This window comes from Streptomyces sp. 15-116A (assembly GCF_025290915.1).
Lineage (GTDB): Bacteria > Actinomycetota > Actinomycetes > Streptomycetales > Streptomycetaceae > Streptomyces.
Genome location: NZ_JAOCQE010000003.1, coordinates 53,183 through 70,742 on the forward strand (window position 1 = coordinate 53,183; position 17,560 = coordinate 70,742).

Annotated in this window: 19 protein-coding genes and 1 pseudogene; 13 read left to right on the forward strand and 7 right to left on the reverse strand. The window is 69.6% G+C overall.

Annotation, left to right across the window (positions count from 1 at the left end; all coding sequences use genetic code 11):
* The first annotated feature begins 39 nt into the window (after positions 1-39).
* A complete protein-coding gene (locus tag N4P33_RS01245) occupies positions 40-1,179 on the forward strand; it encodes a LuxR C-terminal-related transcriptional regulator (RefSeq protein ID WP_260824273.1) in 1,140 nt (379 codons plus the stop codon).
* Between the two features lie 156 nt (positions 1,180-1,335).
* Here the strand turns inward: N4P33_RS01245 and N4P33_RS01250 are convergent, their stop codons facing one another.
* Positions 1,336-2,178: a TIGR04222 domain-containing membrane protein gene (locus N4P33_RS01250; RefSeq protein ID WP_260824309.1), complete on the reverse strand. Its 843-nt coding sequence runs from the start codon at positions 2,176-2,178 to the stop codon at positions 1,336-1,338.
* A gap of 219 nt (positions 2,179-2,397) precedes the next feature.
* Between N4P33_RS01250 and N4P33_RS01255 the strand changes: the two are divergent.
* Positions 2,398-2,921 (forward strand): annotated as a pseudogene (locus N4P33_RS01255) (hypothetical protein).
* 21 nt (positions 2,922-2,942) lie between these two features.
* Here the strand turns inward: N4P33_RS01255 and N4P33_RS01260 are convergent.
* Positions 2,943-3,542: a TetR/AcrR family transcriptional regulator gene (locus tag N4P33_RS01260; protein ID WP_260824274.1), complete on the reverse strand. Its 600-nt coding sequence runs from the start codon at positions 3,540-3,542 to the stop codon at positions 2,943-2,945.
* Between the two features lie 226 nt (positions 3,543-3,768).
* Between N4P33_RS01260 and N4P33_RS01265 the strand changes: the two genes are divergently transcribed.
* The gene (locus N4P33_RS01265) at positions 3,769-5,643 is read left to right on the forward strand and encodes a serine/threonine protein kinase (RefSeq protein WP_260824275.1); all 1,875 of its coding nucleotides are present in this window, start codon (positions 3,769-3,771) and stop codon (positions 5,641-5,643) included.
* A gap of 28 nt (positions 5,644-5,671) precedes the next feature.
* On the opposite strand, the gene N4P33_RS01270 is transcribed toward N4P33_RS01265, so the two are convergent.
* The gene (locus N4P33_RS01270; protein ID WP_260824276.1) at positions 5,672-6,031 is read right to left on the reverse strand and encodes a PLD nuclease N-terminal domain-containing protein; all 360 of its coding nucleotides are present in this window, start codon (positions 6,029-6,031) and stop codon (positions 5,672-5,674) included.
* Between the two features lie 67 nt (positions 6,032-6,098).
* Between N4P33_RS01270 and N4P33_RS01275 the strand changes: the two genes are divergently transcribed.
* Positions 6,099-7,556, forward strand: coding sequence for a menaquinone biosynthesis decarboxylase (locus tag N4P33_RS01275; RefSeq protein ID WP_260824277.1), 1,458 nt, complete (start codon positions 6,099-6,101; stop codon positions 7,554-7,556).
* Complete coding sequence (mqnP, locus tag N4P33_RS01280; protein ID WP_260824278.1) at positions 7,553-8,458, forward strand: menaquinone biosynthesis prenyltransferase MqnP; 906 nt, start codon at positions 7,553-7,555, stop codon at positions 8,456-8,458. Before N4P33_RS01275 ends, mqnP begins: the two co-directional genes overlap by 4 nt.
* On the opposite strand, the gene N4P33_RS01285 is transcribed toward mqnP, so the two are convergent.
* A complete protein-coding gene (locus N4P33_RS01285; protein ID WP_260824279.1) occupies positions 8,448-9,047 on the reverse strand; it encodes a rhomboid family intramembrane serine protease in 600 nt (199 codons plus the stop codon). The genes mqnP and N4P33_RS01285 overlap by 11 nt on opposite strands.
* Positions 9,048-9,137: 90 nt before the next feature.
* Between N4P33_RS01285 and N4P33_RS01290 the strand changes: the two genes are divergently transcribed.
* From N4P33_RS01290 to N4P33_RS01320, 8 genes are all read left to right on the forward strand, one after another.
* Positions 9,138-9,821 (forward strand): UbiX family flavin prenyltransferase, encoded by a 684-nt coding sequence (locus tag N4P33_RS01290; RefSeq protein WP_260824280.1) that lies wholly within the window; start codon positions 9,138-9,140, stop codon positions 9,819-9,821.
* 63 nt (positions 9,822-9,884) lie between these two features.
* Positions 9,885-10,343: an Lrp/AsnC family transcriptional regulator gene (locus tag N4P33_RS01295; RefSeq protein ID WP_260824281.1), complete on the forward strand. Its 459-nt coding sequence runs from the start codon at positions 9,885-9,887 to the stop codon at positions 10,341-10,343.
* Between the two features lie 48 nt (positions 10,344-10,391).
* A complete protein-coding gene (mqnE, locus tag N4P33_RS01300) occupies positions 10,392-11,555 on the forward strand; it encodes an aminofutalosine synthase MqnE (protein ID WP_260824282.1) in 1,164 nt (387 codons plus the stop codon).
* 191 nt (positions 11,556-11,746) lie between these two features.
* Entirely contained in the window at positions 11,747-12,394 is a 648-nt protein-coding gene (locus tag N4P33_RS01305) for a UdgX family uracil-DNA binding protein (RefSeq protein ID WP_260824283.1), read from the forward strand.
* A gap of 16 nt (positions 12,395-12,410) precedes the next feature.
* On the forward strand, positions 12,411-12,935 hold the full coding sequence (locus N4P33_RS01310; RefSeq protein ID WP_260824284.1) for a GNAT family N-acetyltransferase: 525 nt from the start codon (positions 12,411-12,413) through the stop codon (positions 12,933-12,935).
* A gap of 87 nt (positions 12,936-13,022) precedes the next feature.
* Positions 13,023-13,322 (forward strand): DUF4229 domain-containing protein, encoded by a 300-nt coding sequence (locus N4P33_RS01315; protein ID WP_260824285.1) that lies wholly within the window; start codon positions 13,023-13,025, stop codon positions 13,320-13,322.
* Positions 13,323-13,487: 165 nt separating this feature from the next.
* Positions 13,488-13,574 (forward strand): putative leader peptide, encoded by an 87-nt coding sequence (locus tag N4P33_RS35510; RefSeq protein WP_313904428.1) that lies wholly within the window; start codon positions 13,488-13,490, stop codon positions 13,572-13,574.
* A 78-nt stretch (positions 13,575-13,652) separates the two neighbouring features.
* Positions 13,653-14,975: a dicarboxylate/amino acid:cation symporter gene (locus N4P33_RS01320; RefSeq protein ID WP_260824286.1), complete on the forward strand. Its 1,323-nt coding sequence runs from the start codon at positions 13,653-13,655 to the stop codon at positions 14,973-14,975.
* A 149-nt stretch (positions 14,976-15,124) separates the two neighbouring features.
* Here N4P33_RS01320 and N4P33_RS01325 read toward each other — a convergent pair whose 3' ends face one another.
* From N4P33_RS01325 to N4P33_RS01335, 3 genes are read right to left on the reverse strand one after another with little or no spacing between them, the layout of a single operon-like run.
* A complete protein-coding gene (locus N4P33_RS01325; protein WP_399028115.1) occupies positions 15,125-15,874 on the reverse strand; it encodes an SDR family oxidoreductase in 750 nt (249 codons plus the stop codon).
* Complete coding sequence (locus tag N4P33_RS01330; protein WP_260824288.1) at positions 15,805-16,275, reverse strand: VOC family protein; 471 nt, start codon at positions 16,273-16,275, stop codon at positions 15,805-15,807. Before N4P33_RS01330 ends, N4P33_RS01325 begins: the two co-directional genes overlap by 70 nt.
* Positions 16,272-17,549 (reverse strand): MFS transporter, encoded by a 1,278-nt coding sequence (locus N4P33_RS01335; protein ID WP_313904427.1) that lies wholly within the window; start codon positions 17,547-17,549, stop codon positions 16,272-16,274. The genes N4P33_RS01330 and N4P33_RS01335 overlap by 4 nt, the downstream gene beginning before the upstream one ends.
* Positions 17,550-17,560 lie beyond the last annotated feature (11 nt).

The following is a 17,560-nucleotide window of genomic DNA, read 5'->3' on the forward strand; positions in this document are numbered from 1 at the left end:
CGCACTAAGCTGCATGCAGCAAACTTCCAGGGGGTAAATATGGACAACGCGGGCATGTGGGATGTGCGGCGGCTGGACGAGACCGAGATCAGCATCTACCGCTGGGCCTCACGCGAGGGCTGGGTGGACGTGCCTGCGGCAGCCGCGACGCTCAACCTGCCGCCTGAGGAGGTTCAGCAGGCTGTCGAGGCCCTCGTGAAGCGGCATCTCCTGCGCACGGCGCCCGCAGGTCCGGGAGAAGAGCCCCGGGTTGTTCCCGTCGCGCCTCAGGCTGCCGCAGCGAGCGCGCTGACCCCGGCTGAGACCTTTCTGCGGAACCAGCTGGCCCGCGCTGAAGAGCTCCGCAGTGAGTACGACTTCCTGGAGAGTGTCTTCGCCGAGGGGCGGCAGGCCACGGGCGCCGGTGCGACCGCGCACGAGGTCCGGGACCTCAAGACCGTCGTCGACCTGATCGACGACGCTCTGGCCCGCTGCCAGGAAGAGGTACTTGCCTGCGAACCCAGTCGGGAGCAGCCCTACAGCCTGATCGAGCGCGCCTATGCGGGCGAACGGGGGGCACTTCAGAGAGGGGTGCGGATGCACACCCTGTACCAGCACACGGCCCGCTATCACGACGCGACCCAAAGGCACGTAGACCGGCTACTGGCCTCCGGGGCACAGGTACGGACCCTCAGTGACCTGTTCGGCAGGATGGTCGCCTTCGACCGGAGAACCGTCTTCATCCCGCACCACGAAGAACCTGACGGGGCAGTCATCATCAGTGACCCCGCTACCGTCAGCTACCTCTGCTCCGTGTTCGACCACGCCTGGGTCCTTGCCACCCCATACCGCCCCGGGCACCTCAGCAGCCCCTCTCTGGCCGGCGAAGCCAAGCAGGCCATCGTCCGCCTGCTGACCGAAGGCATGAAAGACGAAGTCATCGCCCGCCGACTCGGCATGTCGGTGCGGACATGCCGAAAGCACATCGCCGAGATCATGGAGACCTTCGGAGCCGAGAGCCGGTTCCAGGTCGGCTACCTCATCCGTGCACGCCTCGGGGAACCGGGCACCACAACAGCGGATCTCGATCACGTCATCGCTCCTGCCTGCTCCTCGGGCCAGCACGCCGAGCACACAGGGGATTCGGTCCGCTCCATGGATCGCACACCTCGGAGGCGAGGCGACGGTACGCAGAAATGAGAGGTCTGCGAGATCGCGGACCCTTGTTGGAGCCTGTCCGGCTTGCCTCTGATCTTCGTTCTCACAACCCTTTCGCGAAACGGCCCTCGCAACTGGACGGCGTTCACCTCGGCCGTTCGCGGATCTTCGCAACCGGGAGCCTGACGAGGACGGTGCCTACTGGCTTCCGCCCCCGCAGCCGCCGCTCCCACCACCCCCGCAACCACCACCGCCGCCGTACGCACTCGTACCGAGGCCGGAGTCGCCCCAGAGGGGCCGGTCTCCGGCGCGCCATGTCTCCGCGGCGGCCAGAGCCCTGAGCTCGGGATCCTGGACGGCGGCTGGGCCGGAGAGGGCGAGCGTGCCGGTGGGGGTGACGGCGAGGGCGGTGAGGGCGTTCGGCGGGCGGGAGGATGCGGGGCGTTCGCGTTCGCCGCGCAGGAGGTCGAGCGTGAACCGGACGCGGTGCGGGACGCGTTCCTCCGTCGGCTTGACGAGGGCGGCGGGTGCGGCGGCGAGGACGGCCAGGGCGAGGCCGGTCCACCAGAGGTGCGGGTCGCCGCCGATGAGTTCATAGGCGGTAGGCGCCAGCGCGAGAAGGGCCGCACACCACAGCAGCAGTCTCGCCCGATACTGCTTGCGCAACAGCGCGGAGCCGACCAAGAGCCCTTCGCCGCACAGCCGTTCCTCCACTTCCCGGACGGCACCGCTCCTGGCGACCTCGGCGACGAGCTTCCCGGCCCGCTCACTTCGCGCGACGCCGGCGGCCTTGACGACGGCCCCTTCCACGCCGCCCCGCGCAGCCCCGTCATGCAGGACGACCCGATCACCGCCGTCGATGACGGACATCCGCCCCTGCGCATGCATCCGCGCCAGCACGGCCGTCACGACCCGCCGCCGCCCACCGGCCAGACAGCCAAGCTCCTCGACGGTCAGCCCTTCACGGACGGCGACGTCCGCCTTCATTGCCACCGCGACCTTGACGGCGACGACCAGCCGATACGCCACCACCCCGGCCACGACGATCAACGCACCGACATAAACCCCCGCACGCACCATCCCATGCCCCCGTATCCACCGCCCTGCGCAGAACAGTTGTCCCCGCCCCACCAGATCGACAAGCCCTCGCTCCGCCCTCACCCGCCCGCGTGAACATCACCGGAACATGAGATCCCGACCACGACAACTTCCCTACGCTCGGCGCAACTTCAGAAGGCATATGCACGGAACAGGAATTCCATGGTCAAGCACCCGGACAAGCCCGCGGCCTGGGCCTACTACGCCGCCTACCTCTGGACGAAGTACAAGCTTCCGACGGTTCTCCTGGTCGTCTGCCAGGACTACGCGACCGCCAAGTGGGCCCAGCAGTCGGTCAGCAGCGGCCTCCCGCAGATCCCCGCGCTCACTCTTCAGCCATTGGTCGCCGGTCCGCACAACATGCCGGTCATCACCGACGCGGCCAAAGCCCGCGAGGATCTCGTGCTGGCCAGTCTTGCGGCCCGGCCAAGCACATCTGGAGGAACCTGGTGGCTGTGGACCTTTCCTTCTACAAGTCGTACATCGCCGAAGAGATCCGCGAGGAAGGCCGTGAGCAAGGGATTGCGGAGGCCGTGTTGCGCATCCTCGAGAAGCGCGGGCTCGCGGTCTCCGATGAGGTTCGCCGGCGGGTCACGGAATGCAGGAATCCCGAGCTGCTGGATCTCTGGCTCGACAGGGCCGTCACGGCGACCGAGACCGAAGAGATCTTCGACGGCGGCGAGTGACGAGGACGGCGCGGGCCACGGTCAGTCCTGGTCCGCGCTGATCGACCGCCAGATCCGGTCCGGCAGGACCCTCGCCGCCTCGTCCAGGTCGATGTCTCCCATGGTCAGCCAGCGGCGGCTCGCGCCGATCACCGGGCCCAGGATCAGCGACTCCAGCACCGGCTCCGGCAGGGGAGCCACCTCGCCGCGTTCCACATGCGTGCGCAGCCAGGCGGACAGCGGAGTCAGACGCGCTTCCTGCGCGTCGCGGAGCATCTGCGCCTGGGTCATCGTCAGACGGTCCGCGCGCGAGGAGTGCAGCAGCATGCCCACCGCACGATGTTCCTGGACGAAACCGACGTACGCCCGCACCAGCGCACGGATGCCCGTCCGGGCCGTGCGCGCGGGTTCCAGGGCCGCGAGCATCTCGCCCAGCAGACGCCCCAGCCAGCGCATCAGAAGGGCGTTCAGCAAGCCGTCGAGGCTGCCGAAGTGGTGGTACAGGCTGCCCAGACTGACCCCGCTGGCTTTGGTGACGGCGTGGACCGTCAGGCCCTGCTCGCCCTCCTCGGCGTAGACGCGCAGCGCCGCGTCCAGGAGCAGTTCGACGGTGGCTTCGCCGCGTTGCTGCTTCGGGGTCATGGGCGACACCGTCCTCGCGTGTCCTGCGTGCATCTACGCCAGTGATGCTACGTGGCCGAATCACCCCTGAACTAGAATCACTTTCTAGAAACTACTTCCAATCTTCCTCGCTCATGGTCCACACTGGACCCCGCGTCCGGACCCGTGTCCGTCCGTGCGGGCTGGGGGGAACGCATGGGCGCGGGTCCGGACGGACGGGGCGGCCGTGACCGGGAACGGGGAGCGAGTGAACGGGGACACCGGGTTCGACCTCGCGGGCAGCGGGGCCGAGCCTCTTCAGGACGACGATCCGCGCCAGATCGGGTCGATTCCGCTGGTCGGACGGCTCGGGGCCGGTGGCATGGGCCGGGTGTATCTGGGCGTGCACGAGGGGCGTTACGCCGCCGTCAAGCAGGTGCTGCCCTCCGTGGCCGGTGAGGACGAGGACTTCCTGCGCCGCTTCGGGCACGAGCTGGACAATCTCGCGCGGCTGCCCGCGGACGCGACCGCTCCGCTGCTCGCCGGTGACCGTGACGCCCGTCCGCCGTGGTTCGCCACCGCCTACGTCCCCGGCATCACCCTGCGGGAGGCCGTCGAGCTGCACGGGCCGCTGCCCGCCCGCGCGCTGTGGTTACTGCTGCGGGAGGCCGCGGCCGGTCTCGCGGCGGTGCACGAGCTGGACATGGTGCACCGCGACCTCAAGCCGTCCAACGTGATGCTGACCCTCGACGGGCTCACCCTCATCGACTTCGGGGTCGCCCGTGCCGCCGAGCAGAGCCAGGTCACCCGGACCGGCATGGTCGTCGGCACCCCGGCGTTCATGTCGCCCGAACAGGCCTCGGGCGTACGGGCGTCGAGCGGCGCCGTGGACGTGTTCGCGCTGGGCTCGGTGCTCGCGTACGCGGCCTCCGGCCGGCCGCCGTTCGGGGAGGACTCCGGGCACCCGGTGCTCTACCGCATCGTGCACGAGCAGCCCGATCTGGAGCCGTTGCGTGAGCTGGATCCGCAGCTCGCCGACGTCGTCGCGTCCTGCCTCGACAAGGACTACGAGGGCCGTCCCAGCGCCGCCGAACTCGTCGAACTCGCCGAGCAGCACGGCCCGTTCACGCCTCCGCTCTGGCCCGACGACATCACCGCACCGCTCACCGAGCGGGCCGCCTTCGCGGAGCGGATCCCGGAGCCCGATCGGCTGCCGGCGCCGGCGTCGGCGCCGGCACCCGTGCCCGAGCCCACGTCCGCGTCCACGCCGGACCCCGCGCCGCCCAAGAAGTGGAACCGGCGGACCAAGGTCGTGCTCGCCGTCGTACCCGTCGTGGTCGTCGCCGCCACGACGACGCTGGCGATCCGTCTGCTGCCCTACTCCACGCCCGCCGGGGACGAGGCCCGCGGAGGGGCCGCCACCGCCACCGCGTCCGCCGGGTCCTCACCCGGTGCGAACCCGTCCGGCTCCCCGGCCCACGGCTCCTCCGCGTCCGCGGGAGGGGAGAAGGCCAAGGGAGGCGAGGACGGCCGCGACGGTGACGACGGCAAGGGCGGAGAGAACGGAGAGGAGGGGCGCAACGGGCAGAACGGGGCGGACGGCAAGGGAACCGGCGCGGGCTCCGGCGGCAGCGACGGCGGCGGATCCGGTGACGGGTCCGGCGGTACCGAGGGAGGCGCCGGATCCGGGGGTTCCACCGCGTCCGGAGGCTCAGGCGGTGGCAGCGACGGCACCGGCGGCTCGGGAACCACCGGCACCTCCGGGGGTACCGGCCCGGACAGCCCCGCCTCCGGCACCGCTCAGTACCGCAACGGCGACACCGGCGAGTGCCTCTCCGCCCTCTACGGCGCCGCCCAGCACGGTTCCTGCTCGGGGGCCGCCGCCTCCTGGACCGTACGCAGCGCGTCCGACGGCAGCTTCCAGCTCGTCAACAACAGCAGTAAGCAGTGCATGTACGCCAACATGCTCGGGCAGGCCGTCTTCGTCGGCAGCTGCGGCAAGGCCTCGAGTTACTGGCGCTCGGCGTCCGGCGGCGCGCTCAAGAGCGTGTCCAACGGCGGCTGCCTCGACCTCGGCATGAACAGCGGGGTCATCACGGCCACCTGCGCGGGGGAGGCCTCCCAGCGCTGGACCAGGAGCTGACGCGGGGGCGGTCAGGCGGGCGCGGTTTTCAGGCGGAGGGCCCGCCCCGCTCACCGTCCCCCGGCTTGTCGTCCTTGTCCTTGCCCTTGTCCTCGTCCAGGGACTTAAGGAACTCGGGGTTGTCGTCCGGCGCCACCCACTGCTGCCGGCCACCGCCCCGGCCGCCCCGGCTCCACGCGGTGCCGATGCTGCCGCCCGCGCCCGCGGGCTGCCGCTTCTTGCCCGCGATGATCCACGAGATCGAGCCGACCAGCGGGAACAGCAGCACGAGGATCGCCCACAGCGGCTTGGGCATATGGCGGATGTCCTCGTCCTTCGTGCTGATGCAGTCGATGAACGCGTAAATGCTCAGCGCCAGCGGCACGAGGAACATCAGCACCCGAAGCATGGGGCCTCTCCAGCGAAAGCGGTGGGCGGTACAAGGCCAGCGTAGCCGCTCGGGGATACTTGACCGCATGGCTTACGACGATCTTCGCTCCCTGCTCAGGGCGCTGGAGCGCGAGGGTGACCTCAAGCGCATCAAGGCCGAGGTCGACCCGTATCTGGAGGTCGGTGAGATCGTCGACCGGGTGCAGAAGGCCGGCGGCCCGGCGCTGCTCTTCGAGAACGTGCGCGGCTCCAGCATGCCGCTGGCGATGAACGTGTACGGCACCGACCGCCGCCTGCTGAAGGCGCTCGGCCTGAAGTCGTACGCCGAGATCAGCGACAAGATCGGCGGGTTGCTGCGGCCCGAGCTGCCGCACGGGTTCGTCGGCATCCGCGAGGCCTTCGGCAAGCTCGGCGCGATGACGCACGTACCGCCGAAGAAGGTGAAGTCCGGCGACGCGCCCGTGCAGGAGGTCGTGCTGCGCGGCGACGACGTGGACCTGGAGCAGCTCCCGGCACTGTTCACCTGGCCCAAGGACGGCGGCTCCTTCTTCAACCTGGGCCTCACCCACACCAAGGACCCGGAGACGGGCATCCGCAACCTGGGCCTGTACCGCCTCCAGCGCCACGACAAGCGCACCATCGGCATGCACTGGCAGATCCACAAGGACAGCCGCAACCACTACCAGGTGGCCGCCCGCAGGGGCGAGCGGCTGCCGGTCGCGATCGCCTTCGGCTGCCCGCCCGCCGTGACGTACGCCTCCACCGCGCCGCTGCCCGGCGACATCGACGAGTACCTGTTCGCCGGGTTCGTGCAGGGCAAGCGGATCGAGATGGTCGACTGCAAGACGGTCCCGCTCCAGGTGCCCGCGAACGCCGAGGTCGTGCTGGAGGGCTGGCTGGAGCCCGGCGAGATGCTGCCGGAGGGCCCCTTCGGCGACCACACCGGCTTCTACACCCCGCAGGAGCCCTTCCCGGCCCTGAAGATCGACTGTGTGACGATGCGCAAGCGCCCGCTGCTCCAGTCGATCGTGGTCGGTCGTCCCCCGACGGAGGACGGCCCGCTGGGGCGGGCGACAGAGCGCTTCTTCCTGCCCCTCCTCAAGATCATCGTCCCGGACATCGTGGACTACCACCTCCCCGAGGCCGGCGGCTTCCACAACTGCGCGATCGTCTCGATCGACAAGAAGTACCCCAAGCACGCGCAGAAGGTCATGCACGCCATCTGGGGCGCCCACATGATGTCGCTGACCAAGCTGATCGTGGTCGTCGACTCCGACTGCGACGTGCACGACCTGCACGAAGTCGCCTGGCGGGCGCTCGGCAACACCGACTACGCCCGCGACCTCACGGTCGTAGAAGGCCCCGTCGACCATCTCGACCACGCCTCGTATCAGCAGTTCTGGGGCGGCAAGGCCGGCATCGACGCGACGAAGAAGTGGCCCGAGGAGGGGTACACACGCGACGGCGGCTGGCCCGACATGGTCGAGTCCGACCCGGAGACCGCCGCGAAGGTGGACCGCCGCTGGAAGGAGTACGGACTGTGACGTCGGCCTCCGCCGCGCTGCCGCAGCAGCCGGGACGCACCAAGGCGTTCCTGCGCCTGGTGATGATCGAGCACTCCGTCTTCGCCCTGCCCTTCGCCTACATCGCCTCGCTCACCGCGATGTACGAGTGGGACAAGAACATCCACTGGGGCAAGCTCCTGCTGGTCACCCTGGCGATGGTCGGCCTGCGCACCTTCGCCATGGCCGCGAACCGGATCATCGACCGCGAGATCGACGCCCGGAACCCGCGCACGGCCCACCGCGAGCTGGTCACCGGCGCGATGTCGGTGAGGCACGCGTGGACCGGCGCGCTCATCGCCCTGGCCGTCTTCCTGGCCGCGGCGGCCCTGCTCAACCCGCTGTGCCTGGCCCTCGCGCCCGTCGCGGTCATCCCGATGGTGGTGTACCCGTACGGCAAACGCTTCACGAACTTCCCCCAGGCCATCCTGGGTCTCGCCCAGGCCATGGGCCCGATCGGCGGCTGGCTGGCGATCACCGGGGCCTGGTCCTGGGAGGCGGTCGTCCTGGGCCTCGCCGTCGGCATCTGGATCGGCGGCTTCGACCTGATCTACGCCTGCCAGGACGTCGACACCGACCGCGAGGTCGGCGTGAAGTCGGTCCCGGCCCGCTTCGGCATCCCGGCCGCCATCTGGGGCGCCCGCGCCTGCCACACCGTCACCACGGCCCTGTTCGTCTGGTACGCCCTCCTCACCGACGCCGGCGCCTTCTTCTGGCTGGGCCTCCTGATCGTCGCAGCCGCCTTCGTCTACGAGCACACGATCGTCCGCCCGACCGACCTCTCCCGTCTGAACCGAGCCTTCTTCTCGGTCAACGGCTTCATCGGCATCGCACTCTTCGTGTGCGCGCTGCTGGACCTGCTGGTGCGGGGGCTCACGGCATAGGCGGCACGGGCGGGCGGCGGCGGAAGAGGAATGCTGCCGTCATGCCCGATATCAGGCCGATCAGGTGGCCCTGCCAGCTGATGCCGGTTTGGGTGGGGGCTATGCCCGCCAGGATGGAGCCGCCCCAGACGGCGGCTATCAGGACGGCGATCAGGACGCCGGCGGGGCGGCGTTCCACGAAGCCGGTGATCAGGAGGAAGCCGAAGAGGCCGAAGACCAGGCCGGAGGCGCCCGCTGTGTTGCTGTGCTCCGGGGAGAGCAGCCATACGCCCAGTCCGTCCGCCACGATGATCAGCGCGCACACCGCGGCGAATCTGCGCAGGCCGCCCAGCGCCGCCAGGAAGCCCAGGACCAGCAGCGGCACGCTGTTCGCCGCCACATGGGCGAAGCCGAAGTGCAGGAACGCGGCCGGGACGATGTCCGTCAGTTCAGCGGGGTCCCGGGGGCTGATGCCGAAGTCGTCCAGCGCGTGGCCGGTCGCCACGTCCACCACTTCCAGCAGCCACAACAGCGCGACCCAGCCCACCATCAGCTTGGCCGCGGCCCTCGCGCGGTCGCCGCGCGACCACTCCACCGCCGTACCCGACATGGCAACCCCTGCACTCACTCGTCCCCTCCGGGCAACGCACGGGCCCCCTTGCCCGGTTCCCACCCTGCGGAGCCGGATAGGCTCGGGGGTGTGAACCCAGTCAAGCCAGGAGAGACGGCGCGTACGCCTTGGATCGTAGGGGTGTCCGGCGCATCCGGCACCCCTTATGCGGCCGCCGTGCTGCGTGCGCTGCTCGCCGCCGGCGAGAGCGTCGACCTGGTCGTCTCCCGGGCCTCGCGGCTCACCCTGCTCGATGAGACCGGGATCTCCTTCCGCGACGCCCACTGGCGCGACGACCTGCGGGAATGGCTCGCCCGGGGCGCCGACGGCAAGCCCGGCACCTTCACCGTGGACCTCGACGCCGTACGGTACTGGGCCGCCGGTGACCTGGCCGCCGGGCCGTCCTCGGGGTCGTACCCGAGTAAGGGCATGCTGATCGTGCCCGCCTCCACGGCCTGTGTGGCCGGTGTCGCGCTCGGGCTGTCCAAGGACCTGTTGCAGCGGGCGGCGAGCGTGACCCTCAAGGAGCGGCGCACACTGGTCGTGGCCGTACGGGAGACCCCGCTGAACGGCCAGACCCTGCGGCAGCTGGTCGCCCTCGACGACGCGGGCGCGACCGTGGTGCCCGCCTCACCGGCCTTCTACGCGGGCGCGACGCACATCCAGGACCTGGTGGACTTCGTCGCCGGACGCGTACTCGACGCGGCGGGGGTCGAGCACGGGCTCTACCGCCGCTGGCAGGGGGACCTCGGCGGCGGGTCCCGAACCACCTGAGCACCTCACGTACTTCTGACCCACGCATTCTTCAGACCTCTTCAGCGGAAGGCTTCGATCGCAATGGACGCGGTGGACAGGCAGCTCATCCAGGCCCTGAGGGAGAACGGCCGGGCCTCCTACGCGGAGCTGGGGCGCCTCGTCGGTCTGTCGGGACCCAGCGTCACCGACCGCATCAACCGGCTCGAGGCGGCCGGTGTCATCACCGGCTACCGGGCCACCGTGGACGCCGCCTCGCTCGGCCTCGGCGTCACCGCCCTGATCGGCATCTCGCTGTCCGACGCCGCCGACCACGAGGACGTGGCGCAGCGGCTGCGGGACCTGCAGGAGATCGAGGACTGCTGGTTCATCGCCGGCGACGACTCCTACATGCTCAAGGTGCGGGCGACGGACGTCGACGGGCTGGAGAAGATCATCCGGCGGCTGTCCGGCACGAAGGGCGTCTCCCGGACCCGTACGACCATCGTGCTCTCCACCAAGTGGGAGAACCGGGTGGGTGAGCTGCCCGAAGAGGTGCACTGACCGGGGCGTACGGTGGTCGGGTCTGTCTTCTTGGAAAGAGGTGTCGGCATGGACGTCGGGCTCAAGCGCGAGCTGGAGGAGAAGGTCCGCTCCGGTGAGCGGCTGACCCGTGAGGACGGCATCGCGCTGTACGAGTCGGACGACCTGGCGTGGCTGGGCGGGCTCGCGCACGAGGTGCGGACGCGGCTCAACGGTGACGTCGTGCACTTCAACGTCAACCGGCACCTCAACATGACGAACGTGTGCACCGCCTCGTGCGCGTACTGCTCCTTCCAGCGCAAGCCGGGGGAGAAGGACGCGTACACCATGCGCATCGAGGAGGCGGTGAAGCTCGCCAAGGAGATGGAGTCGGAGAACCTCACCGAGCTGCACATCGTCAACGGGCTGCACCCCAATCTGCCGTGGCGCTACTACCCGCGGTCGCTGCGCGAGCTGAAGGCCGCGCTGCCGAACGTGTCGCTGAAGGCGTTCACGGCGACGGAGATCCATCACTTCGAGACGATCTCCGGGCTGAGCGCGTCGGAGATCCTCGACGAGCTGATCGACGCCGGGCTGGAGTCCCTCACCGGTGGCGGTGCGGAGATCTTCGACTGGGAGGTCCGGCAGCACATCGTCGATCACAGGACTCACTGGGAGGACTGGTCGAGGATTCACCGGCTGGCGCACGAGAAGGGGCTGAAGACCCCGTGCACCATGCTGTACGGCCACATCGAGGAGCCGCGCCACCGGGTGGACCACGTCCTGCGGCTGCGGGAGCTCCAGGACGAGACCGGCGGCTTCCAGGTCTTCATCCCGCTGCGCTACCAGCACGACTTCGTCGACATGAAGGACGGCAAGGTCCGCAACCGGCTCCAGGCGCGGACGCAGATGGCGACGGGGGCGGAGGCGCTGAAGACGTTCGCGGTGTCGCGGTTGCTGTTCGACAACGTGCCGCACGTCAAGGTGTTCTGGGTGATGCACGGGGTGCAGACGGCGCAGCTGGCGTTGCAGCACGGGGCCGATGACATGGACGGGTCGGTCGTCGAGTACAAGATCACGCATGATGCGGACAATTTCGGGACGCCGAGCAAGTTGACGCGTGAGGATCTGCTGGAGCTGATCCGGGATGCGGGGTTCCGGCCGGTGGAGCGGAACACTCGGTACGAGATCATTCGGGAGTATGAGGGGGCGGATCCGGGGCGGCGGGAGTCGCCTCAGCCGATGCGGGTTTGAGGCGCCTATTGGGTGGGGGCGTTCGGTCGTACGGCGGCTGCGGGTGCGTGGGGGTTGGTCGCGCAGTTCCCCGCGCCCCTTTCAGGTAGGTCGACTGCACGTCCCTAAGGGGCGCGGGGAACTGCGCGATCAGCCACGAACCACCCGCAGCCCGCATGGATCCGCAGCCCTACGGCGGGTACCCGGGCCCCATGCCCCCCGAGGACGCCTACACGGCGGAACCCTTTCTTCCGGAGCGGCTCAGCCTCCCCGCTCTGCGTCAGGCCGCAGCCGCCTGCCGGGGCTGTCCGCTGCACCTGGATGCCACCCAGACGGTCTTCGGCGCCGGAGACCAAGACGCCCGCCTCATGCTCGTAGGCGAACAACCCGGTGATCAGGAGGACCGGCAAGGGAAACCCTTCGTCGGCCCCGCGGGGAAACTGCTCGACCGGGCGCTGGAGGACGCCGGGCTCGACCCGGCGGACGCGTACGTCACCAACGCCGTGAAGCACTTCAAGTTCACCCAGGCCGAACCCCGTAAGCGCCGCATTCACAAGGCGCCGTCGCTGCGGGAGATGACGGCGTGCGGGCCGTGGCTCGCGGCCGAGCTCGCCGTCGTGGAACCCGAGTTGATCGTGATTCTCGGTGCCACCGCGGGCAAGGCTCTGTTCGGATCGTCCTTCCGGGTCGGCGAGGTGCGCGGGGCGCTGCTGGAGCGGGAGATCCATGGGCGGGTGGAGAAGCTGGTGGCGACCGTCCATCCCTCCTCGGTGCTGCGGGCGCGGGACGACAAGGAGCGGCAGGCGGCGTACGAAGGGCTGGTCGCCGACCTGAAAGTGGCTGCGGAGGCACTTGGGTAAGGGCTAGTCTGCTTCTATGCCTCTTACCTTCACGCTCGATCCCGCTGTGACCCCCGACCTCCGCGACGGCCTCCTCGATCTGTGGGCCGATGTCAGCAACGCCGGCGGTGCCGTCGGGTTCGTGCCGCCGGTGAGCCCGGAGGAGATCCGGCCGGAGCTGGTGCGGCAGTTCGCCGCCATGGAGGAGGAGCGGTCACGGCTGCTCGTCGGGTACGACGAGGAGGGGCGGGTGGCCGCCACGGCGTTCCTCACGCGCAACACGCACCGGCTGATGACCCACTGGATCTGGCTCTACACCGTGATGGTCCACCCCCGTCACCAGGGCAAGGGCTACGGGCGTGACCTGCTCGCGGCGGCCGAGCGTGCCGCTCGCGGCATGGACGGGATCGAGGCGATCCGGCTGGCCTGCCGAGGTGGGCTGGGGCTGGAGCGCTTCTACGGGGCGTGCGGCTACAAGGAGGTCGGCCGCGTGCCGGGGGCGATCCGGGTGGCGCCGGGTGACGACCGGGACGACATCATCATGCTGCTGCCGCTGGGCTGAGCGGTCCCACCCCCCTGAAAGATCCGTCCCCCGGCATGCTTCACTGGACGGTGCCTCTTTGTGCCAGAAACGGAAGAGTGGATTGAGATGCTCCGCTACACGCTGATGCGCCTCGGGATCTTCGTGGGCTGCCTCGTGGTCGTCTGGGGTCTCGTCTACTCCGGCCTCGCCCCGCGCGGCCTCGGCGACTCCAACGGCCTGTGGGTCGTGCTGCTCGCGCTGCTGATCTCGGCCCCGATCAGCTTCGTTGTGCTGCGCAAGGAGCGGGACCGTGCCTCCGAGCAGATCGTGCGGCGGGTGGACCGGGTGAAGGCGAACCTGGAGGCCAACCGCAATCAGGAGGACGGCGCGGACGACGCCGCCCGTGCGCAGGGGCAGGCTTCGTAACGTCCGCCATACCGCGCGCTGAGACTGACGCGCCCCGGTTTCCGAAATCACTGGGAACCGGGGCGCTTTGTCATGTGTGGGTGCTTTCTGCCTCGCGCCTGTCAAAGTAAGGCTTTGAGGTTCTCAAAGTTGAAGTGTTAAGGTCTCGGGGTGAAGTCAGCAGCCGTGTTCCCCACGCCCCGGAGTGTTCCGCTCGTGGCGCGCCTGCACGTGGATCTCTGCCGGGTCGCCTCCGCGAGCTGTCGTCCCTGACGTATCGGGCGACACCACACCGTTCGCCGCGCCGCACGACCACCACGTCACAGTCCTTACGCGTCCCCTTTACGGAGCATGTCCGTGTCCACGAACACGAAGTCTTTCTCGCTGCCCTTCCGGGCACCCTTCTGGGCCCAGATACTCGTCGGTCTCGTCCTGGGCGTCCTGCTCGGCTGGCTCGCCCGCAGCCAGGACATATCCTGGCTGGTCACGACTCTGGAGAAGGTCGGCGGCACCTTCATCGGCCTGCTGAAGCTGGCCGTCGCCCCGCTGGTCTTCTTCGCGATCCTGGTGTCGATCACCAATCTGCGGAAGGTCAACAACGCGGCGCGGCTGGCGTCGCGCACGCTGCTGTGGTTCATGATCACGTCGCTGATCGCGGTGGCCATCGGCCTCGCCATCGGACTGGTCACCAACCCGGGCGCCGGTACCGGGCTCACCCCGAAGGACGGGGCGAAGCCCGATGACACCGGGTCCTGGATCGACTTCCTCACCGGCATCGTGCCGACGGACGTCATCACGCCGTTCACCCAGCTGAACGTGCTGCAGATCGTCTTCATGGCCGCCGTCGCCGGTATCGCGGCGCTGCAGCTCGGTGAGAAGGCCCAGCCGATCCTCACGCTGAGCGAGTCCGTGCTGGAGCTGCTGCAGAAGGCGCTGTGGTGGGTCATCCGGCTCGCCCCGCTCGGCACGGTGGGTCTGATCGGCAACGCCATCGCCACGTACGGCTGGGACCTGATCGGCAAGTACGCCACGTTCACCGCCGACATCTACGTCGGCTGCCTGATCGTGCTGTTCGGTGTGTACCCGGCGCTGCTCGCCGGTGTGGCCAAGGTGAACCCGCTGCAGTTCTTCAAGGGCGCCTGGCCCGCGATCCAGCTGGCGTTCGTGTCGAGGTCGTCGGTGGGCACCATGCCGCTGACGCAGAAGGTGACCGAGCGGCTGGGCGTGCCGAAGGAGTACGCGTCGTTCGCGGTGCCGTTCGGCGCGACGACCAAGATGGACGGCTGCGCCGCCATCTACCCGGCGATCGCCGCGATCTTCGTCGCGCAGATCTTCGACATCCAGCTGGGCGTCGGTGACTACCTGCTGATCGCGTTCGTGTCGGTGGTCGGCTCGGCCGCGACCGCCGGTCTCACCGGCGCGACGGTCATGCTGACGCTGACCCTGTCCACGCTGGGGCTGCCGATGGAGGGCGTGGGCCTGCTGCTGGCCATCGACCCGATCCTCGACATGATCCGTACCGCGACGAACGTCGCCGGGCAGGCGCTGGTGCCGGTCATCGTCTCGGCCCGGGAGAAGCTGCTGGACCGCGAGGCCTACGACACGGTGCATGCGTCGCCGGTGGACGAGGCGCCGGCGGAGGGCGACCGCGAGCCGGTTGCGGCTGCGGCCTGACGGTCGGGACGGGGCGGTGGTGGCCGTCCTCGGTCCGGCGCGACATCGGTCGCTTGACGAGGGACCGGTGTTGACGCGCCGGCCACTGCGGGCGGACACCACCGCCCCGTCCCGTTGCCGTCGTGGGCGGGTGTGGCACGCAGAACCGGCTAGTTGATCTGGCCGACCGGTCGCATGGTGATGTGGTTGATGTCCACGCCTTCTGGCTGGTTGAGGGCGAAGGCGATCGCGTCGGCGATCTGTACGGCCGTCATGGTCGGAGCGTCGTCGGGGCGTCCGCCGCGGTTGTCCCAGAAGGGCGTGTCCACCATCCCGGGGGCGACGAGGGTGACGCCGACGCCGTCCTGGGTGACCAGCAAGCGGGTGTTCTCGGCCAGGGCGTGGGCGGCCCACTTGGTGACCGAATACAGATTGCCGGGGGTGTTCTTGACGCCGGCGACGGAGCCGACGATGACGATGCGGCCCCGGGACTCCTTGAGGTGCGGAAGAGTCTCCCGTACCAGCAGCGCGGGGCCCAGGACGTTGGTGAGGACCATGGCACGCATGGCCTCCGGGGTGTGTTCCGTCAGGATGCCGGGCAGGGAGAACCCGGCGTTGGCGATGACGTTGTCCAGCCGGCCCCAGGCCTGCAGGGTCTGTCGTACGGCAGAGGCGACGTGGCTGTCGTCACTGGTGTCGCCAGGGATGGTCATCAGCCGGTCTCCGGCTCCGGCGGCGGCCGAGAAGGCCGAGAGCCGGTCGGCGTCGCGTGCGGTGACGGCGACGCGGTGACCCTGCTTGAGCAGGGTGCGTGCGGTGGCGGCGCCGATGCCGGTCGAGCCGCCCGTGATCAGAGTGACGGGTTCCACGGGTGAGCCTCCTCGTTGATGGCGGGCATGGGGGGCCCGCCGGCGTTCCATGCGTCGATGAATGAGGGCTGGCGCGATATGTCGACCAGCTCGATGTCGGCGCCGATCCCGGGGACACGGTGGTAGGCGAACGGGCGGCCGTAGGGGCAGCCCGAGAACTCCTCGCGCATCCCGTGGGCGGTGAGGCGTTCGCTGCCGGCTTCGATGTCGGAGGTCCAGAAGCCGATGTGGTGGAACGCGGGCTTGCGGGTGTCCCCCCAAGGCCCGCCCGGGGGCGCCTCGATCAGCTCGATGAACGGGGCGCCGCCCTGGGTGAAGACGATCCGGTAGTCCCACTCGCCGATGGCGGCCCGCACCGGCTCATGCCAGGTGACCGCTGCGGCCGTGGCGAGGTCGCGCATGGCGGCTTCCAGGTCCGGGACGGTGAAGCACACGTGGTACAGGCCGCTCACACGCTCTCCTTGACCGGCTCGGTCGTCCGGGCGCTCGGCGCGGGGAAGGCATGGCGGCGGGCGCCGATCGCGAGGGCGAGCGCGAGTGCGAAGACGGCGAAGGACACCCAGGGCAGCGTGGCCACATCGGACAGGCCGAGGCTCAGGCCGCCGGCGACGGAACCGAGGGACATGCCCGCGTTGAGAACGGTCACGATCATCGCTTGGGCCACCTCGGCGGCGGACCCGGCCGCTCTGGCGGACGCCGCCTGGAACATGGTCGGAGCGAGGCCCAGCGCGAAACCCCAGGCGGCGGTGGTGACGACGACGATCCAGGCGTGAGTGCCGGCGACCGCGAAGACCGCCATACAGGCGGTGAACAGGCCGAGCGTGCCGACGACCACGGCGCGCAGGTTCTTGTCGATGAATGCTCCCGCGGTGAACAACCCGGCCATGGCCGCGATGCCGAAGGCGAGGAGGACGACGTCCACGTGCTCGCCCAGGTCGGCCCGTTCCAGGTACGGGGCGACGTAGGTGTAGAGGTTCATATGGCCGACTTCGAACAGCAGCGCGGCGGTGAGGATGGCGGCCAGCCCCGGCAGCAGGAACACCCGGCGCAGCGGGAGCCGGGTGCTTGCCGGTTCCCCGGGGAGGGCAGTGACGGTGCCCTGGATCCACACGGCCACGATCAGGGCGAGGCCGCCGATGACGGCGAACGTGTAGCGCCACCCGATGGCGTCGCCCGCCCAGGTGCCGACCGGCACGCCGAAGGCCAGCGCCGTGGGCACGCCGGCCATCGACACGGCCAGGGCGCGGCCTTTGAGCGGCTCGTCGACCAGGCGCATGGCGTATCCGGCGATCATCGCCCACTGGACACCGGCGGCCATGCCGGCGAGGGCGCGAGCGGTCATGGTGAGGGCGTAGCTGGATGAGACCGCGGTGAGGACGTTGACCAGGGCGACCGCGGCGACGGTGGCGACCAGCACGGGCCTGCGGGGCAGTCCGCGGGTGAGTGTGGTCAGGGGTATGGCCGCGATGACGGAGCCGGCCGCGTAGACCGTCAGAAGCTGCCCGGCCTGTGCTTCGGACACGGACAGGCCGTCGCTGAGGTGCGGAAGCAGGCCGGCCGGCACGGTTTCGGTGAGCATGGTGAGAAACCCCGCCGTCGCGAGTGCGAGCAGGGCTGAAAGCGGAAGGCGGTTGTCGGAACGTGATGTCACGGCTGTGACGTTCCCCCTTGGTGTGGTGGAGCCGGACCCTCGCTGAGCGAGGTGGCGCCGGAACCCGGCGGTCATCGGGGCACGGG